Raw genomic sequence first — 26,468 nt, forward strand, 5'->3', positions numbered from 1 at the left:
TGTCATTGGTACCTGAGAGCTTCGATCCATATTCAATCCATTTGAATACAACCATCCCCTTCGGTGAGCACATTTCTATATAATTTTACTAGAATGACTTCTCTCCAGATTTTTTTCAATTATTACAGTCCTTTTGCCTGAGAGTTTCCGAGGTCGTTGCTCCTTCGGCGGATCTACAGAAGACCTCTCTCCTGCAATAATCTTTGAATTGTTATGCAGCAATGTTTATGCCAATATTCAATTATTTTTTAATCTTTTTGAGTGTAGCATCAATATCTCACGTTTGACGCATAACTTTACCTCAATAAAAAAATTTGATTATAATAAGTATATTTATGTTTTTAATATTCAAGAACACCAAACCAAGCCATTGTTAATATTCAATTTTTTTATAAAAACAATAATAACTCATCAGAAGTTGCTTAAACAATAGATAATCTGACCTTATCACACAAAAAAATTCAACTTAAATATTGCTTTAATTGCATAAATCGCTAGGATGAAAAAGTAGCCTTTTCTATCGCATCATTTTTTCAGATAGAACGCTTTTTAAAAACAACGATAAATCAATATCAACACGATAAGGAAATTTTTATGCAAGGACGTATGATGTTTCAACCGCTACTCATTAGTAGCTTGATTGAGCATGCTGCACGCTATCATGGTGACACTGCAATCATCTCAAAAAATACAGATGGTACGATAACAAAAACAGATTGGACGCATGTCGCACAGAATTCCAAACGCTTTGCAAATGCCTTACTAGCATTAAACATAAAGCCAAATGATCGAGTTGCCACCATCGCTTGGAATAATCATCGTCATTTAGAGTCATGGTATGCCATTTCAGGTAGTGGTATGGTGTGTCATACCATTAACCCGCGCCTCTTTCCAGAGCAGCTAATTTTTATTATTAATGATGCCAAAGATCGCGTAATCTTATTTGATAAAACCTTTTTACCACTAATTACTGGGGTAAAAGCACATCTTCCCCAAGTTGAACACTTTGTTTGCTTAGGTGCATTCGATCAAGACGTTGTTAATGCACTACCTGATGTTAAGTTCTACGATACACTACTTGCAGAACAATCTGCAGAATTTGAATGGCCAACATTTGATGAAACCACAGCAAGTTCTCTCTGTTATACCTCAGGTACAACAGGTAATCCTAAAGGTGCCTTATACAGCCATCGTTCAACCATTTTACATACCTATGCTATTTGTTTACCTGACTCATTAAACCTATCTGCACAGAACATTATGCTGCCTGTCGTTCCGATGTTCCATGTAAATGCATGGGGAACGCCTTATGCCGCAGCAATGGTTGGTTGTACCATGGTATTACCAGGCCCTGGCTTAGATGGCGCTAGCTTAGTTCAATTGATTGATGAGTTTAAAGTAACTATTGCATTGGGCGTACCCACAATTTGGCAAGGTTTACTTGCAGCAGCAAAACAATCTGGATCTCAACTAAAAAGTTTAAAACGTACCATTGTCGGTGGTTCAGCTTGCCCACCCGCAATGATGAAAGCCTTTAAAGATATTTATGACTGCGAAACTATTCATGCTTGGGGGATGACCGAAACCAGCCCATTAGGCACTGGAAATCAGCTAAAAGCTAAGCATGATCTTCTTTCTGATGATGATAAATTCAAATTACGTCTTTCTCAAGGACGCCCACCTTTTGGGGTAGATTTACGCATTACAGATCAAGAAAAAGGCACACTTCAATTAGCACGCGATGGTCAGACTACAGGTAATTTACAAATTAAAGGTCATTGGATTATCAATGAATATTTCGGTAAAAATGAAAGTGCATTAACGACTGATGGTTGGTTTGATACTGGCGATATTGCGGCTCTCGATGAAGATGGCTTCTTATTTTTAAGTGACCGTGCCAAAGACTTAATTAAGTCAGGTGGAGAATGGATTTCATCTGTCGAACTGGAAAATATTGCGATGGGTCATCCTGAAATTTCAATGGCTGCGGTGATTGCTGCGAGCCATCCAAAATGGGATGAACGCCCTGTGGTTGTCGCCATTAAGACCAATTCCAGTCAAATCACAGAGCAAGAGCTTTTAGATTATTACATCGATAAAATTGCAAAATGGCAAATTCCAGACACTGTTATCTTTGTAGAAACAATTCCATTAAGTGGTACAGGTAAAATGCTGAAGAAAGATTTACGTGAAAAGTTTGGAGATGTCTTACTCAGTAGCTAACTCAATTTTATAATAGCGCTTATCCAAGGTACTCAATTTTTGGGTACCTTGTTAATCATCTTAATTCTATTATTACCCAAACTATCAATCTAATACGCTGAGCAAAACTTAATATACTGAAGTTAGATATTATTTAGATAACCTACAAAGAAATATTCACAATTTATTTTAATTTTTTAGCTTTCTCTAGGCATAGATATGTATTTTTTTAAACAATTTGCTCATGAAGCACTGATCTAGATAAAACCGTTCTTTACCTGAAAGAAATAATAAAATCACATAATTTCAACAATAAACCTCAAACCAATGGGCGTATATTTTAAATAGATAAAAATTCTTATAATCAGAGGAAATTTTCATGCATTACCAACACCTGCTTGTTGCTGTTGATGATTCCGATGTCTCTCTTGCTGCGGCAGAAGAAGCGCTGATTTTAGCGAAAGTACTTAAGTGTAAAGTCACCCTCGTTAGTGTTGTTTCTCTAGACCCTTTGAGTAATACCAGTTTCTATGGAAAAGCACTCAGTGCTACAGATTATTATTCAGAAGCAGTGGCTCATGCAAAAAATACTTTAAGTACTTTGAAACTCAAATTTACCAATGCTGGTATTAGTACAGATGCTAAAATCCTTGGTAATATGGCTGAAAGTCATGCAATCACTCAATTAGCCAATGAATTAAATGTTGATTTAATTGTGATGGGCTCACATGGTCGAACTGGTTTTAAAAAAATTGCTTTAGGTAGTGTTGCTCAAGATGTACTGACATTAAGTCATGTACCCGTACTCATTATCAAACATACACAATAAGATATTATTAGTCCTAAAAGATTATCCACCTCATGTGGATTTTCTTTTATCTACTTAAATAAACAATTGATATATTTATATAAATAATACAATCCCAGTGTAATAGCTAAACATATAATAAATAAAAAACAGATCTATTCATTTATTTTACCAATAGCACAACAAGAATGAAATTAGGTTTCAAAGCAAAATATCACAATAAAAAACCGTTTTTTTTAAACATGCTTTTAAACATGAATATAAATTCTATTTCACTTTAAGCGGCTATTATCCATAGATGATAAAATGCTTGGATATCTGCATCTAAAAATTCATCACTGACACTATCATAATTGAATGTTTTTTCATCCAATAAATATTCATAATCTAATTTAATCAGATAGTTTTTTAAATATATCTTGAAATTTTCTGCTTGTTCAGGAAGCATATTTTCCCCATCCCAAAAAATCATAATAGCCATCTCCAAATCAAATAAAGTATATAAACTATACAAAAACAATCGATGGATTTCAATATATCTTACATAAATGATAAATAAATCACAAAATAATTAAGTTCTACTAATTAAATTATTTATCATTTTTAAACTATTATTTTTTTGGGGGGGGAGATCGTTATTTATATTCATCCTTATTATTTTAAAAACCTGCAATCTCTCTTGATCAAAATAAAATCTATCATCAGTGATGTTGAACTTACAAAAAATTAAAAAGAATGATAGGCATTTTTACCTTATCGTACATACTAAAGCCATTAGAAAAATATACATCACAAAAAACACGGCAATATCTAGAGTCTTCATCATATGCTCTTCATATTATTATGTTTTTTATTTCGACTTATTAACGAGAATGATTGTTACTTAAAATAATACCAACCGAATCCGAATTGATACCTTGCAAAAAGGTTGTGTAATGAACACTCAAATTACGCTTACAGCTTTTTAATACCATTAAGTTAATACATGCAAATACTCTAGAAAAATTGATTAAAATCATTCCTTACAAATTTAAAAATGGAAGAAGACTTTCTGTGACAATATAATCAACTAAAGAACACTATTGAGGCTATAAAATTGAAAAAATATATTATGACTGCCATTTTTTCTACACTAATTACAACCCATACTTCTTATACTTTTGCTAAAACAAGCGAGCATGAGGTTCTTTTCTCCCAAGGTACTAATATTCAAAATTTACAAGGCAGTTTTAAAGGCTATGATAATATTCAATATACGATTACAGCCAAAGAAGGGCAAATTTTAAAGTTTGATCTGACAAGTACTCATGATCTCGCTTATATCAATATTTTTACACCAGGCGATAAACCAGGGGAAGCAAATGCATTATTAATAGGCTCAATAGTAGGTTCAAAAGGTGAACTAAAGCTGCCTGTTAGTGGGCAATATATATTGCAAGTCTATCAAATGCGTAATACAGCGCGAAAAAATAAGACTGTCAATTTTAAACTAAAATTACAAATTTTAAATCCATTAAAAGAGTGATCTCATAAGATTCGCTGTATGTGATATATAACTTAAAAAGCACCATACAAAAAAACCACCAAAATGGTGGTTTTATAAACTGACTGAACAAATTCAATGTTTAACCAATACTACTCTTTAACAGAGCCCTCATCTTCCTTAGCTGTTTTCCCAACTTTATCTAAATTTTTATCTCTAGATTTTTTAGGATCCTTTTTAAAGGATTGATAGCAACAACCAATTGCTATCCCTGTTCCTAATAAAGCTACGGCTTTTAACATGAATGACCTCATACTTAATTTATTTAAGGAAAGCCTATTAGAAATAACACCTATAGTTGTTACATTCCAACCCAACTTATGCTTAGTTTTGTTATTTATGCAAACTTATGTGAAAATTTAGAAAAATTGATTTCAAGCTTATTTGTTATGTATCAAGCATAACTTGAAGTACTTGAGTATTTTAAGGTTGAGGCATAAAAAAAGCCTAATCTACATGAAGTAAACTAAGCTATGAAACTTTAAATCTTTCTCGTTGGTAGCGGGAGCTGGATTTGAACCAACGACCTTCGGGTTATGAGCCCGACGAGCTACCAGACTGCTCCATCCCGCATCAACGAAGTGACTTTATACGCCTTAACACTAGGTAATACAACCATTATTAAATATAAATAAAAAATATTGATAAATATTATCCAATCTAGACCTATATTTAGGTACTAAAAATCAGCATTGTACGAATTTTTTTATTTTAAGATTCAATAATTTTAAAAATCTTTCCGCTTTGGGTGCTTTGAAAAAACATTTCAAAACTAGGGCGAATCATCTCATTATCCACAATAATATATTTTATTCGTTCATACGTTTTAACAGCACTTGATACAACCTCATCTAAAGTCGCCTCAATAGCATAATGCGTACCAAACTGATCCCTTACATTAATATCAAGTTTATTCATAAATACACCTTTAAAATAAAAACAACACAGTCTTAGACTGCAAAAATAGCATTCAATGATTATTAGGTTTTGTAGTTACACATTGAGCGCTCATCAATATACGTTAAAAACTATTTTATAAGGAGGATATTTATGACTACAGAGGATAACTATTTTAATCATATTAAATGCTCTAAATTTCTGTGAGACTGCTCCTTAATTTTTGTGCTGATTAACGTTTGATTGTTGTTTAATTAAAATAAATGCCCCTATCGTAATATCAAAACACATCCATAAAAAAGCCCAATCAAATGATCGGGCTTTTATTCAAAAATAAATATAAAAATTAATTAGATATCCTATTAAATATTATGAATATCTAGCTCAGCATCATGAGTAACTACAACTGATATTAAAATTGGAACCCCAAGAATAATAGGAACCATAAGTATCCATAAGTCAGTTGTGAATTTACTTGAAAAGAAAAAATGAATAATGATGGCAGCTAAACTCAATACCACCAATAATACACTTAGAAATCGAATTGTAAATTTTAGCAGCATTTTCTTGATCCCATGTGGCCCAATATTTAACTAAAATTATAGTCCCCTATTTTAATATTAGTGTATTAATTTTTTTTAAAACTCATATTTTGATGAGCCCTCTTAATGTGTAGTAAATCACTATTACATCACCAATTATAAGTTTTAGCTTTTATTTCTCTTTGATTGGAATTATGCCACCTCAACAACCTTTTAATTAAAATGCTTTTGTCGTAGCTGTTCTAACCGCAGTTGATATTGCTGCTGCCAAATATTTTCAGATAAGCTTTGTTTTCGCTGATTCATTTCTTGATTTAATGTAGCAAGCTCCGATTGATAACTTTCTACTTGCTGCTGTTGCCGATCTACTTGTTGTTCGCGCGCAGCAAATTGAGCAACTTCTTTCGGTGAAAAATAACTGCTACGCAACTGTTGCGTGATTTTCTGTTGCTGTGCAGGGTCAGTAACACCAATTAAAGCCAATTTAAGTGCTTTATCATAACTACCACTTTGACCATCAATATTTTTGCTCAGATCTTTATATTGCTGTTGTAATTCTGCAAGTTCTTGAAGACGTTGCTGTTGCGTCATCTGCGGTGCTCGACTCAATAGTTCGCCATAAGCAAATTGATAGCTGGCAAATTTTTTTTCTTCACCAAAGCCAAGTTGTGCTTCCTTCTGACCTAAAGTCTGCTCACGTAAATTCCAAATTTCCTGATAACGCTGCTGTGGCGTCATCTGGGTTGACATTATTTTGGCTTGCATGGCTTTTTCATACATAGGAAAGCGTTCAAATAATTGCTTTAAAGTTTGCGCAAATTGTTGATCAGGATATTCAGCTAATGCTTGTTTTAACAGTGCCTGACAAGTCGCATCAAAGCAATTTTGCTGTAATTGGGCGAATAACTGAGTGACATTGCCTGGATTATTTTGAAATGCTTGAATGATTTTCTGGATCGATTCTAGTTGCTGTTGTTGATGCATTTTTGACTCATTATTGTTTGCATCGGTAAGCTTATTTTGCAAATCAATTGGCTGGTCAGGTTTTGTTAGGGATGGAGATGACGTCTGAGTTTGATCTAATTTTGATGCGGCATATGATGGGCTAAGACCGAACCATATACCCGCACCAACAATAATCACCAATAAACTCAGCACTACAGCAATAAGCCAAAAGTGCTTCATTGGTCTTCCTTATGGGTTATATTCGAATTGGCCCATTACAGGGAAATGATCAGATAAATCCCAAGTCATAAATAATGAATCAGCGGCTGAGCGAATAATTCGCACATCATTGCGTGCTTGCATAGGCTGACGATGATTATTAGATGACACAACATAATCTAAATATTCGACTGTAGAACCACCTGTTAGGCCAGCACTAGATAGCTTGTTAACACGTGGATCAAAGGTCGATTCTGTGTATCCGGTGCTAATAGGGGCAGTGGCATTAAGGTTACTCAACATCTGGGCATAATCTTGTGGCCACAGTAGTTTATTCACATTAAAATCCCCACCCATCAATACCGCGTCAAATGATGGAATATTTTGCTTATCTACTAACGCGCGGATTTGTTTAAATTGTTGCTGACGCAAGTCACGTGCCGCAACGGTATCGAATGATGCTGTATGGGTTGAGGTCACATGGTAAGCCTTACCATTTTTCAGAATTTCAGCATAGATCACCCCTTTATCTGCAAAACAGTCAGTGCCTGTACAGCTAGGATAAATCAAGTGATCAGTCTTCACGATAGGATAGCGACTCGCAATCAGCGTACCACTATCATAGATATTAAAGCCTGAACCTACTGGAATATAAGTTTGGTAAGGGTATTCCAGTGCTAATTTGGCCAACATTGCGGTACGACCAGACGCAAATACTTCTTGAAATAAAAGTGCATCATAACCTTTTAGGTTGGGTGGCAGTTGATCTAAACGCTCATCAATTTTACTCGCAACCACAGGAAGTGCATAAATATTATAGGTTAAAACTTTAAACTCATTGGCACTATTTACAACAGGCTCTGGTACTGTATTTTGATGAATTGTGTAGTGAAAATCATCATAGCCACCCGTTAACTCAGCTTTAAATGCAGTCTGGGCTGTTTTACCCGCATAATTGGTATTGTAACGCTGAATATTACGGTTATTAAACCACGGTGCAGAAAAATCACTGCCAGAAGCAGAATGTTTAATATCGCTACCAGACCACGTCCCTGTCATAGATTGTTTCAAGGTTACACTTGAGCCACCACCAGTAATTACTGTATCAAAATTATAAGTTTGACCTGACTTTACACCAGTATACCGATTATAACGTAGTACACGTTTGGTCTCGTAAGGAGCAATTTGAGTGGCTTCTTGTGCCCATTCGCTCCCTTGGACTAAAGTACGTGTACCATGATGATTAATATTTACGGATACCGTTTCAGGAGTGGTATTAGTCACATAAATGTATGTATCAGCAATCGCTTGCTGACTACACAATAAAAATGTTAATAATCCGATACTTGTCTTTAAATTTTTATTCAATTGGGTGCTCATCAGTCCCTTCCATGTTGTGTTAATTAATTATTATTCAAACAATATCAAAGGGTCACTATGGCACGTAATTTTTGCAAATCAGTGACAATGTACGACAGCAACATTACTTTCCGACGAATGAAGGTCAAAAAATGATTTAAATTTATAAGTATGATTGACATTCAAGATTCAGGACTAAATAAAGGCACAAGCAAGGGGGGATTTTTATACAATATTTCAAGTTTGTACAAATGCATTCACCGCTTACTAATATTTAAAACGAGCAAAATAAATCATAGCCAATAGATGACCATGATTTATTTTGATGGAATTTTAGTGGAAATTTGACTTTAACTTGCAACATTCATTACTCAGCCAAAGCCCTTCCTGATAGATAATGTCACATTTAGATTAAAAATTGAGTTTAAATGCCAATGAAGCAAAGTCCCTGTCATCTAAAGTAGAAAATTCATTTGAACCAAAGAAATTAGTATATGAAAGCTCTGTTACATACTTCTTTTGATATGTTGCAGATACCCCTGCACTAATTGCCATTTGACCTTCCTGAAAGTTTGGACCATAGCCTTTGACATCATGTCGGAACATTAAACTTGGCGAAACCGTTGTTTGTGCAAGTAAATCGTTATAACTCAATGCACCGCGTAAACGATAACCGAATGACCACTCCTCAAAGAATCCTTTATCATTACAATATTTTTCATTTAAATCCTGAACTTCTTTATCGGATAATTGTCCTGTTTTAGGGGTAATACAATAAGTTTCTAATTTTGATGGATCATAAGCACCGGTCGATAAACCACTGCGACCAAATGCACCACTGCGACCAAAATGATAGTTCCCGACATCGCTAATATGGTTAATACCCAACTCCCCTACCAAAGATAAAGCACTTGCACCCAATACATTCGGGATCGTATTGGCAGCACCAAGTGTAAATTGGGTCACAGGAACTCGCGCAAAACCATTGATTCGCTCACCTAATTTTAAAGTGTCACCGGCTGCTGTGAGTGGAGTATCATCATACAAAGCTTGAGCATACACAATATCGGTACTGTTAAAGTGTAATGGCATATTTGGCTTATAATTTAACTCACTAAAAATAGCGGTCTTACCGACCTTACCCGTTAAGCTTAGACCATACATTTCAATATCTTGAGGATAAACTGAAACAATTCTAGCAGTGTGATAGTTTTGGGCACCTGGCTCAGAAACAACAACACCATCAAAGTGTAAAATACGGCTATGATAATTTGCATAGTATGCCCCAAGTTCAGCATTATTTAGACTTGGAATGATTTGCTTAATGGCAATACCATATTGACCACTATTTTTTGCATATTCACTGGGTAAACGGGCCACTGTAAAATCCAATGGGCCATTAATCGCTTGATCTGTTGTAAATCCTGGGCCACCAATTAAAAGTGGTCCACAATTTTCTGCAAAAACATCGGAGACTTCAAAGAAAGTACCGCAACCATCAATCACTGAAGGTCTGAATTTAAATTGATAAAAACCTTCAACTTTAAGTTTATCGCTCAACCCTGCAATAAAAGAGAACATTTCCACAGGAATGATGCGCTCTTTAACCTCTCCCCCTGGACGATTCATTGCAGCATAATCAAATGCACTGACTGAATTTAAACCATTTTGGAAAAATTGCGACTTCCCCCAACTCAATGCATGCTTACCTAATTTCAAATCTAAACTTTTTGCATTTTCAAAATTAAAATTTTTCCAAATATAAGCATCCCAAAGGTCGATGCCTTTAAATTTAACCAGCCGTGGCCATGTTGAATCATCAAAAGTTATAAAATCGCCTTTTCCAGTTTCATAGGCATGGTCATACCAATATTTAGCACTAATTACAGCACCTTGTTGTTGGCCATTTAAACGAACTTCCGTTAAACCTTTAATTATCTGAGAAACAGCATCACCTTTTTCAAAGTTGGCACGACCATTATCACCATTAATGTCGATACCCGAACCCTCTTTACCAATACTGAGTGCATCTGGTTTATAGAGTAATGTACCATCAGCATTTTGTGTACTCCAACTTTGACCAATACTTAAACTGGTATTTGTTTCAAACTTCCAATCGTCATTGATGTCAAAACTGGCAGCAGTCACTTTTGACATGGATAGGATTAAACCTAAAGAAATGCCAACCCTTTGAATGAATAAAACATGATTTTTTTTTTCATTAAAATATATATACTTATTCACCATATCATCTCCATATAGATATGATTTATTTTGATCAACTTTCTACCCTCCAGAATGCCGCGGGTAAACAGAAGCACGAATTATTGTTTTATAAAATCCATTCGCAGCCTATTGCTAACGAATGAGCAAAAGCTGCAAAACTGAGGTATTGCAAAATTAGGCTTAAACCTTAAAAAACTAAAACATATGTTGCTTAATTACGCCGACATTACACAATCATCCACTAAATCGAGCTGCTGAATAAATTGTTCAGCCTGTGGCCAAGGACCAAAACCAGCTGCAGGATTAAGATGACCAACAGCCCCTAAATTAACCAGTTGACTGCCCCATGTTTTGGCCATATTTGCAACAGCATCATCACTGGCTAAATGGTCATTGCTACTGGCGATGACAATACTTGGAAAAGGCAAGATTTGACTCGGTAAAGGTGCCCAGCCTTCTTGTCTAAGCGTATCTGAACTTGGGTAGTTTTCTGGCCAACTTTCAGATAAGTCAGGTGGTGTTACCAGTAACGCTCCTTTAATCTCGTGCTGATACTTAGCTGCCCAATGTATGGTCATCAATACACCTGCACTGTGTGCAACTAAAATGACAGGACCATCTATTTTCTCCAACTCTGCCTGAATCCGATCAACTCGTTTTGCACAATTCAGTTTATCGGTATCTGCAGGCGGCACAGAACGTACCTTGACCAAACGTGTCTCTAGTATGGTTTGCCAATGTTCTTCAACGTGATCACGTAAGCCTGGAATGATTAAAACAGTCGCCTTTGTCAGTATTTTTTCCATCTCTACACCTTTAAACTTAATGGCTTGCTGAAGGTCATGAATGATATAAATTTCATATCCACAATAAAGAGTAGGCTTTTCAAATGATGCACATTGGGTGTCAAACTCTTGTCATTTGATGACAAATCGTTTAAAACTATCTAAGATGCTAAAAATATTTTTAAGTAATTAAAAGAAGTTAAAAACAAGCGAATAAAGATGCATAATTGCTTTACGGCCAAAGTAAATACTTGAGATTAGAGACTAAGTATTTGGGCTATAAATAAAGACTGACTAGGAAGGTTAGTTTAAAAATAAGGAGATAATGAAATGGTTCCTCTGGCCCATACAGCCGTTCTGAAAAATTATGTGGATGTTACCCAGCAATTTAATGTCAATCCTTACCATTTATTATCCAGTGTTGGACTCTGCCCCACTCAATTAAATAATACTAAACAGCGTATTCCTGTAGATAAGGCAGTAGCATTACTAGAACAGTCAGCTCAGATCAGTGGTTGTGAAGTGTTCGGTTTACACATGGCCGAACAACGACAACTCTCAGATTTCGGAGAAATTAGTCTATTACTGAATTATCAACATACCTTACGTGATGCTTTGCAGACGATCGTCCGATACCGTAATTTACTCAACAATTCACTTGCGATTTATATCGAAGAAGTGGGCAATACCGTCATTATTCGAGAAGAAGTGGTAACGACGACCTCAGTCTACAGCCGTCAGGCGACTGAGCTTGCGCTTGGAATTATGCACCGTTTCTGCGCCGCATTACTGGCTCAGAAATGGCGACCATTAAGTATACATTTCACCCACAGTGCACCCAATGATCTCTCTGTACACCGACGCATTTTTGGATGTTCATTAGAGTTTGGCAGTGAATTCAATGGTATTGTCTGCACAGCAGCAGAGCTTGATACAGCCAATCCACAAGCCAATACAGCCATGGCCGATCATGCGCAACGTTATCTGGATATATTACAAAATAACAGTGAATCTTCTATTATTTTTGATATCCGCAAAAGTATTTATCTACTTCTCCCTATGGGCCGTGCCACCATTGATCAGATCGCACAAACGCATGGAATTAACGTGCGAACATTACAGCGTCGTTTAGAAGCATCTCAAACCAGTTTTAGTGATTTAATCAATGATGTACGTCGTAACTTAGTATTCCGTTACCTGCAAAATCTCAATTACTCACTCGGCCAAGTCTCTGATATTCTTGGTTATTCTACGCCGAGCTCTTTTACCCGCTGGTTTATCAGTCAGTTTGAAATAGCACCAACCACTTGGCGTAATATCAATAAAGCTATACTCAACTAATTGAGTCTATGCTTTATATTATTAGGGCATTAGATACCACAACAATATTTTTATTTACAACGCAAAAGACAGGTATCGCGATAAAAAGAAGTTTCATCGAATGAAATTTCACGTATCGATGCATGATCAGACGGGAAAAAGCACTGAGTATATGCGATAAAAAAGAAAGCATTTTCTGACTTCAAGCGATTGAAATAAGATGCCATTTACTTGTAAAAACATATCATTTGAAGTGAATAAACGATGAATATGGAGCTGATTGAAAAATCATAAATGAAAGAAGTCTATTCATAACCTTACCATAGACCTTCTCTCATATTAGATACACATCAGGGGGAGATTTTACTGATTAAAATTTCACATTTTTTTTATAGTAGCAAAAATCTGTTTTGATTACTTTAAAACTAGAACCACCAACGCATCAACATTAATACCAATAGCACCAGGAAAATACTTTCACCCACCATCAATAGAATTGGCTTAATCCCTACAGATGCGAGCTCTTTCAATTGAGTTTTCATACCCAAAGCACTGATCGCAATAATCAGGCACCAGCGTGATAATTCATTTACCCCACCTTGTACGACAACAGGTATCCATCCAGTACTATTGATACATGCCAACAGTAAAAAGCCTACTGCAAACCAAGGCAGTAACGGTGGTCGTTGACCCGTTGAATCATCTCCCTGCATGCGCGTAATCATTGCTGCGCAAACAATCACTGGAAGTAACATTGCGACTCTCATCAATTTAACAACAGTTGCAGTATCACCTGTTTCTGTAGACATACTATAACCAGCACCGACTACCTGTGCGACATCATGGATCGTAGCACCCAAAAATATACCCGCGGCTTGCGGCGATAACTCAAGCCAGTTTGCAATCATCGGATACACAATCATGGCTAAGGTCGAAAGTGCTGAAACACCAATCACGGTAAATAAAGTGGCTTTTTCTTTTTGTGGATGATTCGGAAAAGCTGCTGACAATGCTAGTGCCGCGGAGGCACCACAAATTGCGGTAGCACCGCCCGTGAGCATGCCAAAAAGCCGCTGAAAACCAAGCATTTTAGCAGCCACGACTGAAACTGAAATAGTCACGATAACCAGCGTTACCACTAAGGCCACAGGCTGCCACCCCAAAGCAGTAATTTGCCCCAGCGTAATACGCATCCCAAGTAAAGCAATACCAATACGTAAAACTGTACGTGCAGTAAACTCAATACCTATTTTGCACTTACTATCTGCAGATAGGAAATTGAGTCCCATTCCCAACAGTAGCGCAAATAACATCACTGGAGCACCATAGTGCTCTGATAAAAAACAGGCAGCGGCAGCAACAACGACACTGACGATAAAACCTGGCATTAACTCTCGTGTTCGCTGACCCAGATCAATTAATTTTAGGCTATTCATGTCGCTCTCCTTGCTCCATGATAATAAATACTTGCTCTCCAACCACCTCTACAGGATACGAAGCAACTTTAAGTTGAGTTGAATTCAATAAATAACCATTGGCTAAATCAAAACGTAACCCATGTGCACAGCACTGAATGACCCTCCCTTCCAATTTTCCACTAAATAACGAAGCACCCTGATGCGGGCAACTGTCATCAATTGCGTAAAATTGAGAAGCAATATTAAAGAGTGCAAGTGATTTATCTCCAATCATCAGGAATACTCGTGTACCTAAAGCTGGTATTTTTTCTAGCGGCACTTGAAAACGAGCTGTCATGTCACTTGTCCTTGAGTTGCAAGTGCTTCAAGCATCGCTTTATAAAGTACGTCTGCTGAATGCGCTCCTGCTAAGGTTGAACGACCATCAAAAATAAAGTAAGGCACGCCATTACCACCGGTATTAGCAGATCTAAATGGTTCATCAGACTGATTTAGATTTTTGCTTAGTGTCGCAGCTGAAAATCCACAGAATTCTGCAATTTTCAATAAAACTTCTATATCACCAATATCTTCTGAATGATGAAAATATGCTGCGAATAACTGTTCTAGTAGCATGTCGCACTGTTCTTGACGCCCAACTTTTAAAGCATTTTCCATCAAATAGTGTGCTTTAGCTGTATTAGGCATCCGTATAATGCGATCAAAATCAATATCAACACCGATGACATTCGCTGCCTGACGAACTTGAGTCTGTCGCATACGAACAGAAGTCACACTACCTAATCTTTTCAAATAAAAAGCCTGAAAAGGCACCCCTTCAACAGGCAAATCTGGAATGAGCTGTACACCATGCCAAAATAATTTCACCTCAACATCAGGATTACTTTGATGTAGTTGTTTTATAGCAGCCTGTAACTGACGCTTTCCAATCAAACACCAAGGACAAATAAAATCAAAAAAGACATCTACATTTAATTTACGCTTTATCATCAATTATCTACGCTCTGTTCACTGTTAGGCTGCCATACAACTTGCCCATTCAATCGTTCCATATCTCGGTGGTAATGGCATTTGGCATAAAACAACACCGCAGCCGCCAGAATACTGATCAGCGGCATTAACTGAAATGCATTATGTAAGCCAATCACGTCAGATACTTTACCAATCACCAAAGGCCCAAGTGCCAGTCCCAATAAGTTATTGGCTAAGGTTAATGTTGCAAAAGCAGTACTATGTACAGAATGGTGAGTCAAATTGGCGACCATCGCACTGGTTGGACCATTGGTGCCTATCGCAATAAACATTCCAATAGCAATCAGTAATAACTGGGCAGGACCAGTGGACAAGGCAAATGCGATTGATAACAACACGCAGCCTCCCAAACAATAGGCAATCGCTAAACTTACTTTACGATCTGGGCGATCTCGCCCGAGACGATCACAGAGCATGCCACATAAAATGGTACCTACTGCACTGAACAGGACAATGACTGCTGCTGTGATACCAGCTTTATCGGTACTCATACCATAATATCGATTTAAATAACTCGGCAGCCACACAATCACTGAACCACCGACAAACAATTGCAAGCCGCTACCAATGTAAGTTGCAATTACAGAACGGCTGGAATAGATTGTTTTTAGCGGTTTATGACTTTGAATTGCATTCTTCTCTATAGAGTCAGTTAAATCTGGTGAGATAATTTTTTTTTCTTTAACAACAATTGGATATAAAATAGCTAAAACCAAACCAAACAAAGCCATGCCACCAAATGCCCAGCGCCAGCCAAAATGTTCAGCCATTACGCCACCTAGCGCCATGCCTAAAAACGAGCCGAAGATACCACCTGCCATGAAAGCGCTTGCCAATGTTGCCCGCATTTCTCGAGGAAATACCGCCACAACTACAGCAATACCAACACTGCCATATGCGGCTTCACCTACGCCTACCATAAAACGGGCAATCAGCATATGTTGATAGTTTTCTGCAAGTGCACAGCCTAGTGTAGCTAAGCTCCACAGCACAGCCATCAAGGTTAAGCTTCTGACTCGACCAAAACGGTCTGCCAATATCGATAAAGGCAAGGTCAATAAACCAACCATCAATGCCACAATACCGCTTAATAAACCTAACTGACTATCACTGAGTACCCACTCAGTCTTGATGAGAGGAAAGACTGCATTTAACACTTGTCGTGACATGTAATCTGAAATAAGCAAACCAAATGTCAGGGCAAATACAACCCATGCATATTTACGAGGAATACCCATTGATGTATCTACACTATTCGTATGCACTGTATATTGATGAGCACCCATACGATCTCCTTGTGTGTTTTTATAATTTCTATATCTAGCCAGTGTAGTACCGCGTTACCACTTATATAAGTTTTATACTTATGGACATTACGATCCCTTATATTTTTATAATTTATATCTAGCCAGTGCAGGATCGCATTTCTGCTCAGAAACGCGATCCTTGCTCTTACATGCTTATGCTGAATACTTAAGTTTAGATTCTTTTGTATTCATGATGTCTTGACGGTGAGGAAAGCCCTTTTGCCCTGGCTGACGATTTGGTGCCATCCCATTTGCAAGCAAGGTTTCTTCAATACTATCGTACTGCACACCAATACGATAAATTTCACGTGCTTCTTTACCTGATGCAATTTCACGACCCAACTCATGCGCAATACGTACGGTTTGCTCAATCTGTTGTACCGATGAAAAGCGTTTGCCATGCTGATCAATAATGGTGTCTTCATTGCCTACACGCGCATGAAGGCCCATCGCCATAGACATGGTGTTAAACGGCAGGACATTTTTCAGTAAAGATTCTGACGTTAACGTACAACCGTCTGGTACACGATGAATAAAGTTAAAGAAATTAAATGGATTTGGCCCATCAAAACCTCCACCAATCCCAATCCAAGTTAAATTCATTGGCCCCATGTACAGACCTTTACGTACCATGCGTTCCAAAGTCTCAAGACCATGCATACCCGTGAGTTGAAAATGCGGCTGAATCCCATTGGCAGTTAAACGTTTTAAATGTTCAGTCAACCATGCAGGCCCTGCAGGAACGGTCATTTCGGCATAGGCAGCTTGAATTGCAGGATGTTCGAGTGAAGTGCCTTTTAAATATTCAGGATACAGCAACTCCATGATATTCATTTGCGTAGTATTGACAGCGACCGTGACTTGATCTGGTTTTGGTGTTAATTCAGCTAACATATGACGTGTGTCGTCACTTAACCAAAGCGCTGCCTCACCTTCACTTTCAGGTGCAAAAGAAATTGAGCCCCCCACTTGAATAATCATATCAGGTACGGCTTCGCGTACACCTGCAATCAGTTCATTAAACTTTGATAGACGTTTCGAACCTTTACCATCAAGCTCGCGTACATGTAAATGTAGGACTGTTGCACCAGCTTCATAGCAATCGACCGCTTTTTGGATTTGTTCTTCCATCGTCACTGGAATATCTTCTGGAAAATCTTCTGGCATCCACTCAGGCCCATAAGGCGCAACAGTAATAACCACTTTTTCCATATTTTCTGGGTGCAAAGAATCGTCAAAAAATTGCATAAGTATTTCCTATTTTATTTTCAAATTGTTTAATTAGATGATAATACAACCCATAAACTTAGTAAGTTGCATCACCAATAATGCCCGCTCGTTCCATTTTTCGATGACAGGCTGGATAGTCCATTACGGCATAATGTTGTGTGCTGCGGTTATCCCAAATTGCAATACTGTTCGGTTCCCAACTCCAGCGCACTTGATACTCTGGAATACTGGCTTGGGAAATTAAGTAGCGTAGCAATTCCCCTGCGCCTGGATTCGCATCTTGCCCAAACCGTACTCGCTCCTTGGTATGATAATTACTGATATGCGTAGTAAATGAATTTACATACAGAATCTTTTCACCTGTTTCTGGATGTGTACGTACTATAGGGTGTTCAGCATCTGGAAATCTCGCTTTTAACTCTAAACGCTTTTCAACTGGCATTGCCGCACCAAAACTGGCTTCAATGCTGTGATAAGCACGTAATTCTGCAATCTTGCTTTTGACATCTTCAGGCAAGTTTTTATATGCCATGATCATATTGGTCCACATAGTGTCCCCACCCACTGACGGGCATTCTACACAGCGCAGCACTGCTCCCATCGGTGGGACTTTACGCCAGCTTGCATCGCTATGCCACGCATTTTCATAACGATCAATTGGGCTGTCAGGACTCTTATAAATTTGTACTAGTCCTGGATGATCAGGATGACTACCCACAGCTGGATGATTTTCCAACTGTCCAAAACGTTCCGCAAATGCGACATGCTCAGCACGAGTCAAATCCTGATTCCGCAGAAAAACAACTTGATGCTTCAGCAGCTGTGTGCGAATTTCAGAAAATAAACCATCATCATGAATTGCATCTGCCAGATTTATACCGTGCAGCTCAGCACCTATATTGCAAGTTAACTGTTCAATTTGCATAAGAAATCCCTTCCAATTACAAACTTAAATGACAAAAATGGATGAACCTATGGTTTTACGTGCTTCTAAATCACGATGTGCCTGTACGGCATCTTTCAGATCATAGCGCTGATTAATTTCAATTTTAATCCGACCATTTCGAACATGATCAAACAATTCATTTGCTAACTCTTTTTTCTCAGCAGGGTCAGCAATATAGTCAGCTAGCGCTGGACGAGTGATATATAGTGAGCCTTTCATCGCCAGCAATACCGGATCAAAGGCAGGAATTGGACCAGAAGCCGTACCCACACACACCAATAAACCACGACGTTTTAAAGAATCTAATGAACCCATAAACGTATCTTTACCTACGCTATCAAAGACTACATTTACACCAACACCCTGAGTCAATTCTCGTACACGCTGTGCAACATTCTCATGACTATAATTAATCACATGATCACAACCATGTGCTCGTGCTACAGCAGCTTTTTCTTCAGATGATGTCGTTCCAATCACGTTCAAGCCAAGTAACTTTGCCCATTGTGAAACAATCAAGCCCACACCACCTGCAGCAGCATGTAATAGAATCGTGTCACCCACTTTAAAGTCATAAATGCGTCGCATCAAATAAGCAGCGGTTAGGCCACGCATCGTCATTGCGGCAGCAGTTTCACAAGAAATTCCTTCAGGCAATTTAATCAATGCATTTGCGGGAATCAGGCGTTTAGTACTGTAAGCACCTAAAGTATTCAAAAATCCTGTGTAAGTAACTCGATCACCCACAACAAAATCAGTAACACCTTCACCTACTGCCTCTACGATACCTGAAGCTTCTACGCCCATACCATTTGGCATTGGAATTTGATAAGTACCATTACGAAAATAAGTATCAGCATAATTCAAACCGACAGCTACATGACCTAAGCGCACTTCCCCTAGTCCAGGAGAACCCACTTCCACATCTTCATAGCGCATTACTTCCGGTGTTCCTGTTCCATAGAAACGTATAGCTTTAGTCAATGTCATTGTCATTTTCCAATCCATCTTTTGGTTATTATTCAGTGCTTGCAAACGCAATACCCAAGCTACAATACTTTGGAGACAAGCTACTTTACCTATGACGACGCACACTTATCTTTTAACGACAACAATATTGTTTTAGGTATTACCCATGAAATATTCATCTAAATTACAACCGAATTAAGCTAGTTTTTTGTCTTTAAGTCATTTCAATTTGTCTTTAGGTCACTAACCTTTATTCTTTTTTTTAATGATATATATTTTGATTACTTCTTAATTAAAATATTAAAACAAATAGTCTAGGTTTTTTTTGATTAACCTAATTGCCTCTTTTTTATAATGACATGCGCCATAAAAATTTAATTAAAAGAAGTTTTTCAGGTACTTTCAATTAGATACACCCACCTAAAATAAATTAAATATTATTAAAATCAAAAACTATTCTATATAAAAAATAAATACAACGATATTAGACCTCTTTCATAAATCATGTTTTACTCAGTTCCAAGTTGTAAATTCCAGCAATTAAATTGAATCTCAAACCGAGTCTTTTACCTCTATTTCGATAACGCTCAGCAAGAGTTTTGAAGGTTTTCAAGCTGCCAAATACATGCTCAATTCCTCTTCTTCTTTTACTGATTTTCCTGATTATAGATTTTCAATTCAGGATCTAGTTTACAACGTCTTTTGGTTTTTAATGGCAAGAGGCTATTCGGATACAAAGCATAAATCCCTTAATAGCCTTTATCTGTAAGGATAAAAGCTTCTAAAGGAATCTTTTTAAATTCTGCTTGAATAGCTCAAAATCATGTACTGCACCGCGACTGGTACATAAACTCAGTATTTGCTGAGCTCTATAGTGAATGATGGCCTGTACTTTAAACGCATGAGTCTTTTCTTACCACTATAACTTTTCTTCTATTTTTTTAGGCCTTTGAATTGGAATTTCTGTGGCATCCACAATCACAACATTCCCGTCTATACCTTCACCTTTGGGCAAATTCTTTGGGTAAATTAAAAAGATTGGACTGAATTAAACAGTCTTCAACATGACGTACAATTCTTGAAGCTGTTGGCTCTGAAACTCCGTAACTCGTCGCAACGTGAAATAAAGTTCTGCATTCCCGCCAGTAGCTTAGAGACAGAAGAACTTGATCCTCCACACTTAACTTAGGCGGTCTATCTTTAGTTGCAATATGCTTCTTTAATTGTTCAACCATAAATAGAAGGTCGAAGATGAGATGCCTGTGTATCGCTTGAACTGTGTTTCAGAAAGCTTTTTTGAATCGATGTATTTCATCCGCAGATTATGCAAGAATGTTTAAAATTATACGGTACAAATATCAACCAAAGAAATTGATCGTTTTTTGATTTATGGAAGAGATCTATTTAACCTATAGCATGAACTAGGCATAAGCGTAGTAATCATTCAAATGGAACTTTAATGTATTCTTCAAGCTCTTTAGTTCTATGATTCAAGCTCTAATTAATCAATTTCATAAAGAAATACATCTATATTTAAAGCTATAAAATAAATAAGCGTGAGTGACCTAAAGACAAATTTTAATGACAGAAAGACAAAATAATACTCATGTTCATTTGTATATTACACAATAGCTAAAAGATGATTTTTAGAATAATGAATAAATAGTGCCCGAATTTTCTGAGAAAAATGAATAAAACGCATCCTCATCTCGGACTCATGTAAATATTATTCATATCACTATTGATGCATTATACAAATGGAGTTGTTTTGTGATTGATAAAACCTCAGCTTTATTAATGGATACACTTTCCCAAATTAAAGATGGCTCAACGATCATGATTAGTGGCTTTGGTATGGCTGGTCAGCCTGCCGAACTCATTTATGGTTTAGTGGAACTCGGTGTGAAAGACTTGGTTATTATTAATAATAATGCGAGTAATGGCGAATATGGACTAGCTCAACTTTTAAAAGCAGGCGCGGTTCGAAAACTCATTTGTTCTTTTCCCCGTCAGGCTGACTCTTATATTTTTGATCAATTGTATCATGCCAAAAAAATTGAGTTAGAACTCGTTCCTCAAGGTAACCTCGCGTGTCGTATTCAAGCAGCGGGTATGGGACTTGGCCCCATTTATACGCCAACTGGTTTTGGAACTTTATTGGCAGAAGGTAAACCGACACTAAACTATGAAGGTAAAGACTTTGTTTTAGAAAATCCAATCCATGCGGACTTTGCTTTAATCAAAGCACAACAAGGTGATCGTTGGGGGAACTTGGTCTACCGAAAAGCGGCGCGTAACTTTGGCCCAATTATGGCAATGGCTGCTAATTGTACAATTGCACAAGTCACTGAAGTGGTTGAACTTAATCATTTAGATCCAGAACATATTATTACCCCTGGTATTTTTGTTCAACACGTGGTTCAGGTTACACCTGAACAATAAGTAGTATTGGAGGTTTTAAAATGAGTTATAGCAAATTAAGTCGTGACCAAATTGCTGCACGTGTGGCACAAGATATTCCAGATGGTGCTTATGTTAACTTAGGTATTGGTTTACCAACCAAAATTTCAAAATATTTACCTTCTGAGAAAGATATTTTTTTACATTCAGAAAATGGAATTTTAGCCTTTGGTCCACCACCAGAAAAAAACAATGAAGATTCAGAATTAATTAATGCTGGTAAAGAATTCGTCACGTTGCTTGAAGGTGGAGCCTATTTCCACCATGGTGATTCATTTGCCATGATGCGTGGAGGTCATTTAGATATTTGCGTACTGGGTGCATTTCAAGTTGCAGAAAATGGTGATTTAGCCAATTGGCATACGGGTGCTAGTGATGCCATACCAGCTGTTGGTGGAGCCATGGACTTAGCAATTGGTGCAAAAAAAGTTTTTGTAACTACTGATCATATTACTAAACAGGGTGAACCTAAAATTGTTGCTGAACTCAGTTATCCTGCAACTGGCCTAAAATGTGTAGACCGTATTTATACTGATTTATGCGTGATAGATGTTACTACTGAAGGCTTAAAAGTCATTGAAAAAGTAGAGGGTTTAAGCTTTGAGAAATTACAGTCAATGACTGGAACCAAATTAATTAATATGACATTGGATGAATAAACTTAATGAAACCTCCCCTCTGTTTTTATTTTTAAATATAGGGGGACTTCATAAATTATAAAAAATAATATTATCTAAAAGCTTAAAATAATCAAACTGTTTACTAAACGGCTTTGCTGCACAACTCCTTAAAAGTAAGACTCCCCACACCACCCAAATTTAAAAAGTAACTTGGGGATGACGGCTGCTTAGCTTGGTAAATTTATTTCGAACTGCTATACATGCATGAATTTCATCGACTTGATTATGGAGGTTCCTTGAACTTAATTTAATGCAATGCATCTTGGTTTCAACCAAATTTCGAATATGATAACCTGACCATGGGGCTTAAATAATCAATCCTGCTAATTTAAGATTTTTTATTGCTTACATAGTGCTTACACCAATCCTGATGTAAGCAAATGAAGCTGAAATTCACAACAAATAAAGTATCAAAACTAGAAAAGCCTACAGATGGTAAAAATCAAATTTTCTACTGGGATTTAGACGCCCTTGGGCTTTCTGTTCGTGTAACTCAAAATGAAAACCGATCTTATATTTTCCAAGGACGTGTTTCTACTAAAAGTTTACGCATAACTGTGGGTGATGTAAATGTTTGGTCTCTTGATGATGCACGTAAAGAGTCAAGACGTTTACAGCAGCTTTGTGACCAAGGAATAGATCCTCGAAGTAATAAGGCTGAAGAAGGTCAAAAAAATGGTGACTACTCTCAAAAAAAGCAAAATGAAAAAATTACTTTTGGGTTAGTATTTAATGAGTATGTAGATACTAATAAAAATCTATGGAGTGAATCCCATCTAAATGATCACCATCAATTAGTACATCGTGGCGGTGAAAATAAGAAACGTAGAACAGGATTAACTATACCCGTAACAATCGCTGCCCTATTGGATATCCCTTTAGTCAGTATAACTCCAGACATTTTGGTTGCATGGCAAACTGAAGAAGCTACAACGAGACCAGGGCGAGCTGCTTTAGGCTTTCGTCTTGTACGAACATGCATCAACTGGTGTCAAGAACATGATTTATATTCCACACTAATTGATGCAAAAGTACATCAGGCAAAACGTGTACGTAGATCAGTGCCTCAATTAAAACCAGTCAAAAATTCTGTATAAAAGACTCCGTTAAAAGATTGGTTTTTGGCTGTGAATGATATTATGCACAGAACATTTTTGCAGATTAGTATTTTAACTAGACCGCGCTCTGAATCTATGCGAAGTCTCACCTATTCACAATTAGACTTCAAATGGAAAACTATTAGTATTTGAGATAAGGTTGAACAAGAAAATCACACTATTCCCATGACACCTTATATCGAGCATTTATTAAATCAATTACCAAAATACGCTGATTCTGATTTTATTTTTTGGAGTAATCAATCTAAGACTGGACATATTACTGATATTAGAAAGAATTACTATCGAGCATTAGATGAAAAAGGATTACCTAAATTCACTATCCATGATTTAAGGCGTTCTTTTAGTAATTTAGCTGAATGGCTCGACATCCCAACTGGTGTTGTCGCTCAAATTATGGGACATAAACCAAGTGCTACTGCGGAAAAGCATTACAAAGACCGCCCTGTTGACTTACTTAGATTACATCATACGAAAATTGAGAATTGGATTTTAAATGAAGCAGGAATTAGACAATAAAACATAGCTCTACTTCTACATCGAATTTATAGTTAAGTAACGTAAGCCTTTTATAAAAAATCAAGGCTAGTTTATATTGCTTAAAAATAAAATAAAGTCGCTATAGTGTTTTGAACGCTATAGCGACTATGCTCCAAATATTGAGCCTAAAAATTAAAGTACCAATACCAGTAAATTTAAATATCCTTTTGATTTACACGTTGTGACAGCTCCTCAGCACTTTCAACTCGTTCAGAATAACGATCAGTTAAATAATCTGATTGCCCTCTGGTTAAAAGAGTAAATTTATAAAGCTCTTCCATCACATCTACAATACGAGTGTAGTATGGCGATGGCTTCATTCGTCCATTCTCATCAAATTCTAAAAAAGCTTTTGGAATAGATGATTGGTTTGGAATTGTAATCATCCGCATCCAACGACCTAAAACACGCATTTGATTCAAACTATTAAATGATTGAGATCCCCCACTTACTTGCATCAATGCTAAAGTTTTACCTTGTGTTGCCCGAATCGCGCCTGCCGCCAGTGGAATCCAATCAATCTGCGCTTTAAAAATAGAACTCATCGAACCATGACGTTCAGGCGTACACCACACCATGCCTTCTGACCAAGCTAGCAGTTCATGTAACTCTTTTACTTTTGGATGCTCAGTACCAGCATCCTCAGGTAATGGAAGTCCTTTTGGGTGAAAGATTTTTACTTTAGCACCAAAATGTTCCAAAATTCGACCTGCTTCCTGAATCGCTAATCGGCTATAGGATACTTCACGATTTGAACCGTAAAGCAGCAAAATACGTGGAGCATGATCCAGCGCTTTAGCTTGTACTTTTTCCAAAGTCGGTTGTTCAAGAAGGTTAATATCTACATTTGGGAGATTCATAGCGTTATACCTCTTTAAAAACTTTTTTTCTAAGCCACAGTGAAACACTCACTAAGGCAATTAACACAGGTACTTCAACCAATGGCCCAATGACTGTTGTAAAAGCAACAGGTGATGCAAGTCCAAAAGTTGCAATGGCAACGGCTAGAGCCAATTCAAAATTGTTCCCTGCCGCAGTAAAAGAGATAGCAGCAGTTTTTGGATAGTCATTCCCCATCCACTTACTCATAAAGAAACTAATAAAGAACATCACAACAAAGTAAATAGTTAGAGGAATTGCAATTCTAAGTACATCCAATGGCAAACTGACAACCTCACCACCTTTTAGGCTAAACATAGCCACGATTGTAAATAGCAGCGCAACTAAACTTAGTGGACTAATTTTTGGAATAAATTGAGTTTGATACCAGTCCAACCCTTTCCGTTTGACTAAAATTAATCGAGTCAAAAAACCCAATAAAAATGGGATACCTAAATAGACAAGTACAGCATGGGTAATTGTCCAAAAACTAACATTAATGACTTGTGCTTCTACACCGAAATATGGTGGTAAGAAGGTCAAAAACAACCAAGCATAAGTACTAAAAAATAAGATTTGAAAAATACTGTTAAACGCGACCAATCCTGCAACATACTGATTATCACCACAGGCTAAACCATTCCAGACCAACACCATTGCAATACAACGCGCCAATCCTATTAGGATTACACCTGTCATATATTCAGGATAGGAATGTAGAAAAATAATCGCCAAAGCAAACATTAAACACGGTGCAATCAGCCAGTTTTGAACCAAAGATAAGGTAAGTGTTCGTTTATCTTTAAACACTTGTGGCAATGTTGCATAGCCCACTTTCGCAAGTGGTGGATACATCATCAAAATTAGACCAATCACAATCGGAATATTGACTGAATCAATACTCATCTTATCCAAAGATATGGATGCTTGGGGAAAGAACACACCAATCCCAACACCTAATGTCATTGCAATGAAAATCCAGAGCGTTAAATTACGATCTAAAAATGAAAGTCTTGAAGTAGACATAATTTCACTCAATATTC

At 37.1% G+C, this 26,468-nt stretch carries 26 protein-coding genes, 1 tRNA gene, 1 pseudogene and 1 riboswitch; of the genes and pseudogenes, 8 read left to right on the forward strand and 20 right to left on the reverse strand.

What is annotated here, in order from left to right; genetic code table 11:
- Positions 1-115: 115 nt before the first annotated feature.
- Positions 116-204: riboswitch (glycine riboswitch) on the reverse strand.
- 390 nt (positions 205-594) lie between these two features.
- The gene (locus tag B9T27_RS08565) at positions 595-2,223 is read left to right on the forward strand and encodes a long-chain-fatty-acid--CoA ligase (RefSeq protein ID WP_086206421.1); all 1,629 of its coding nucleotides are present in this window, start codon (positions 595-597) and stop codon (positions 2,221-2,223) included.
- 358 nt (positions 2,224-2,581) lie between these two features.
- Positions 2,582-3,031, forward strand: a complete 450-nt coding sequence (locus B9T27_RS08570) for a universal stress protein (RefSeq protein WP_086206422.1) — start codon at positions 2,582-2,584, stop codon at positions 3,029-3,031.
- A 256-nt stretch (positions 3,032-3,287) separates the two neighbouring features.
- On the opposite strand, the gene B9T27_RS08575 is transcribed toward B9T27_RS08570, so the two are convergent.
- Positions 3,288-3,491 (reverse strand): hypothetical protein, encoded by a 204-nt coding sequence (locus B9T27_RS08575; RefSeq protein ID WP_228146179.1) that lies wholly within the window; start codon positions 3,489-3,491, stop codon positions 3,288-3,290.
- Positions 3,492-4,106: 615 nt separating this feature from the next.
- Between B9T27_RS08575 and B9T27_RS08580 the strand changes: the two genes are divergently transcribed.
- A complete protein-coding gene (locus B9T27_RS08580; RefSeq protein WP_086206424.1) occupies positions 4,107-4,535 on the forward strand; it encodes a DNA breaking-rejoining protein in 429 nt (142 codons plus the stop codon).
- A 110-nt stretch (positions 4,536-4,645) separates the two neighbouring features.
- Here the strand turns inward: B9T27_RS08580 and B9T27_RS14895 are convergent, their stop codons facing one another.
- The 8 genes from B9T27_RS14895 to B9T27_RS08615 all read right to left on the reverse strand — a co-directional run bounded on the left by B9T27_RS14895 (position 4,646) and on the right by B9T27_RS08615 (position 11,547).
- Positions 4,646-4,795 (reverse strand): hypothetical protein, encoded by a 150-nt coding sequence (locus tag B9T27_RS14895; RefSeq protein ID WP_171263369.1) that lies wholly within the window; start codon positions 4,793-4,795, stop codon positions 4,646-4,648.
- Positions 4,796-5,049: 254 nt separating this feature from the next.
- Positions 5,050-5,126: transfer RNA gene (locus B9T27_RS08585), tRNA-Met, on the reverse strand.
- A 138-nt stretch (positions 5,127-5,264) separates the two neighbouring features.
- Positions 5,265-5,471, reverse strand: a complete 207-nt coding sequence (locus B9T27_RS08590) for a hypothetical protein (RefSeq protein ID WP_086206425.1) — start codon at positions 5,469-5,471, stop codon at positions 5,265-5,267.
- A gap of 341 nt (positions 5,472-5,812) precedes the next feature.
- Positions 5,813-6,013 (reverse strand): hypothetical protein, encoded by a 201-nt coding sequence (locus B9T27_RS15025; protein ID WP_086206426.1) that lies wholly within the window; start codon positions 6,011-6,013, stop codon positions 5,813-5,815.
- Between the two features lie 192 nt (positions 6,014-6,205).
- Positions 6,206-7,177 (reverse strand): lipase secretion chaperone, encoded by a 972-nt coding sequence (locus B9T27_RS08600; RefSeq protein WP_086206427.1) that lies wholly within the window; start codon positions 7,175-7,177, stop codon positions 6,206-6,208.
- Between the two features lie 9 nt (positions 7,178-7,186).
- The gene (locus tag B9T27_RS08605) at positions 7,187-8,536 is read right to left on the reverse strand and encodes a sphingomyelin phosphodiesterase (RefSeq protein WP_086206428.1); all 1,350 of its coding nucleotides are present in this window, start codon (positions 8,534-8,536) and stop codon (positions 7,187-7,189) included.
- A 390-nt stretch (positions 8,537-8,926) separates the two neighbouring features.
- The gene (locus B9T27_RS08610) at positions 8,927-10,762 is read right to left on the reverse strand and encodes a DUF1302 domain-containing protein (RefSeq protein ID WP_086206429.1); all 1,836 of its coding nucleotides are present in this window, start codon (positions 10,760-10,762) and stop codon (positions 8,927-8,929) included.
- Positions 10,763-10,956: 194 nt separating this feature from the next.
- Positions 10,957-11,547, reverse strand: a complete 591-nt coding sequence (locus B9T27_RS08615; RefSeq protein WP_086206430.1) for an RBBP9/YdeN family alpha/beta hydrolase — start codon at positions 11,545-11,547, stop codon at positions 10,957-10,959.
- A gap of 309 nt (positions 11,548-11,856) precedes the next feature.
- Here B9T27_RS08615 and B9T27_RS08620 point away from each other — a divergent pair, with 309 nt between their 5' ends.
- Positions 11,857-12,867: an AraC family transcriptional regulator gene (locus B9T27_RS08620; RefSeq protein ID WP_086206431.1), complete on the forward strand. Its 1,011-nt coding sequence runs from the start codon at positions 11,857-11,859 to the stop codon at positions 12,865-12,867.
- Positions 12,868-13,271: 404 nt separating this feature from the next.
- On the opposite strand, the gene B9T27_RS08625 is transcribed toward B9T27_RS08620, so the two are convergent.
- The 8 genes from B9T27_RS08625 to B9T27_RS15210 form a co-directional block, all read right to left on the reverse strand.
- The gene (locus B9T27_RS08625) at positions 13,272-14,282 is read right to left on the reverse strand and encodes a YeiH family protein (RefSeq protein WP_086206432.1); all 1,011 of its coding nucleotides are present in this window, start codon (positions 14,280-14,282) and stop codon (positions 13,272-13,274) included.
- Complete coding sequence (locus tag B9T27_RS08630) at positions 14,275-14,583, reverse strand: Rieske (2Fe-2S) protein (RefSeq protein WP_416224399.1); 309 nt, start codon at positions 14,581-14,583, stop codon at positions 14,275-14,277. Before B9T27_RS08630 ends, B9T27_RS08625 begins: the two co-directional genes overlap by 8 nt.
- 14 nt (positions 14,584-14,597) lie before the next feature.
- Positions 14,598-15,254, reverse strand: coding sequence for a DsbA family oxidoreductase (locus B9T27_RS08635; protein WP_086206434.1), 657 nt, complete (start codon positions 15,252-15,254; stop codon positions 14,598-14,600).
- Entirely contained in the window at positions 15,254-16,582 is a 1,329-nt protein-coding gene (locus B9T27_RS08640) for an MFS transporter (protein ID WP_086206435.1), read from the reverse strand. Before B9T27_RS08640 ends, B9T27_RS08635 begins: the two co-directional genes overlap by 1 nt.
- 174 nt (positions 16,583-16,756) lie before the next feature.
- Positions 16,757-17,851 carry a 3-keto-5-aminohexanoate cleavage protein gene (locus B9T27_RS08645; RefSeq protein ID WP_086206436.1) on the reverse strand — a complete coding sequence of 365 codons (1,095 nt, stop codon included), beginning with the start codon at positions 17,849-17,851 and terminating at the stop codon, positions 16,757-16,759.
- 58 nt (positions 17,852-17,909) lie between these two features.
- The gene (locus tag B9T27_RS08650) at positions 17,910-18,758 is read right to left on the reverse strand and encodes a TauD/TfdA dioxygenase family protein (RefSeq protein ID WP_086206437.1); all 849 of its coding nucleotides are present in this window, start codon (positions 18,756-18,758) and stop codon (positions 17,910-17,912) included.
- Positions 18,759-18,782: 24 nt separating this feature from the next.
- On the reverse strand, positions 18,783-19,769 hold the full coding sequence (locus B9T27_RS08655; RefSeq protein ID WP_086206584.1) for a quinone oxidoreductase family protein: 987 nt from the start codon (positions 19,767-19,769) through the stop codon (positions 18,783-18,785).
- 980 nt (positions 19,770-20,749) lie between these two features.
- On the reverse strand, positions 20,750-20,983 hold the full coding sequence (locus tag B9T27_RS15210; protein ID WP_143222571.1) for a helix-turn-helix domain-containing protein: 234 nt from the start codon (positions 20,981-20,983) through the stop codon (positions 20,750-20,752).
- 535 nt (positions 20,984-21,518) lie between these two features.
- Here B9T27_RS15210 and B9T27_RS08670 point away from each other — a divergent pair.
- Together B9T27_RS08670 and B9T27_RS08675 are read left to right on the forward strand one after the other, a co-directional pair.
- Positions 21,519-22,190, forward strand: coding sequence for a 3-oxoacid CoA-transferase subunit A (locus B9T27_RS08670; RefSeq protein WP_086206438.1), 672 nt, complete (start codon positions 21,519-21,521; stop codon positions 22,188-22,190).
- 20 nt (positions 22,191-22,210) lie between these two features.
- Entirely contained in the window at positions 22,211-22,867 is a 657-nt protein-coding gene (locus tag B9T27_RS08675) for a 3-oxoacid CoA-transferase subunit B (protein ID WP_086206439.1), read from the forward strand.
- Positions 22,868-23,026: 159 nt separating this feature from the next.
- Here B9T27_RS08675 and B9T27_RS14785 read toward each other — a convergent pair.
- A pseudogene (locus tag B9T27_RS14785) lies at positions 23,027-23,188 on the reverse strand (IS5/IS1182 family transposase); the annotation flags it as partial.
- A gap of 80 nt (positions 23,189-23,268) precedes the next feature.
- Here B9T27_RS14785 and B9T27_RS15030 point away from each other — a divergent pair.
- Together B9T27_RS15030 and B9T27_RS15035 are read left to right on the forward strand one after the other, a co-directional pair.
- The gene (locus B9T27_RS15030) at positions 23,269-23,985 is read left to right on the forward strand and encodes an Arm DNA-binding domain-containing protein (RefSeq protein ID WP_228146180.1); all 717 of its coding nucleotides are present in this window, start codon (positions 23,269-23,271) and stop codon (positions 23,983-23,985) included.
- A 180-nt stretch (positions 23,986-24,165) separates the two neighbouring features.
- A complete protein-coding gene (locus B9T27_RS15035; protein ID WP_265733419.1) occupies positions 24,166-24,525 on the forward strand; it encodes a tyrosine-type recombinase/integrase in 360 nt (119 codons plus the stop codon).
- Positions 24,526-24,701: 176 nt separating this feature from the next.
- On the opposite strand, the gene arsH is transcribed toward B9T27_RS15035, so the two are convergent.
- Positions 24,702-25,406, reverse strand: a complete 705-nt coding sequence (gene arsH, locus B9T27_RS08685) for an arsenical resistance protein ArsH (protein ID WP_086206440.1) — start codon at positions 25,404-25,406, stop codon at positions 24,702-24,704.
- A 4-nt stretch (positions 25,407-25,410) separates the two neighbouring features.
- Positions 25,411-26,451, reverse strand: coding sequence for an ACR3 family arsenite efflux transporter (gene arsB, locus B9T27_RS08690; RefSeq protein WP_086206441.1), 1,041 nt, complete (start codon positions 26,449-26,451; stop codon positions 25,411-25,413).
- Positions 26,452-26,468 lie beyond the last annotated feature (17 nt).

The organism is Acinetobacter sp. ANC 4648, from assembly GCF_002135345.1.
Taxonomy (GTDB): domain Bacteria; phylum Pseudomonadota; class Gammaproteobacteria; order Pseudomonadales; family Moraxellaceae; genus Acinetobacter.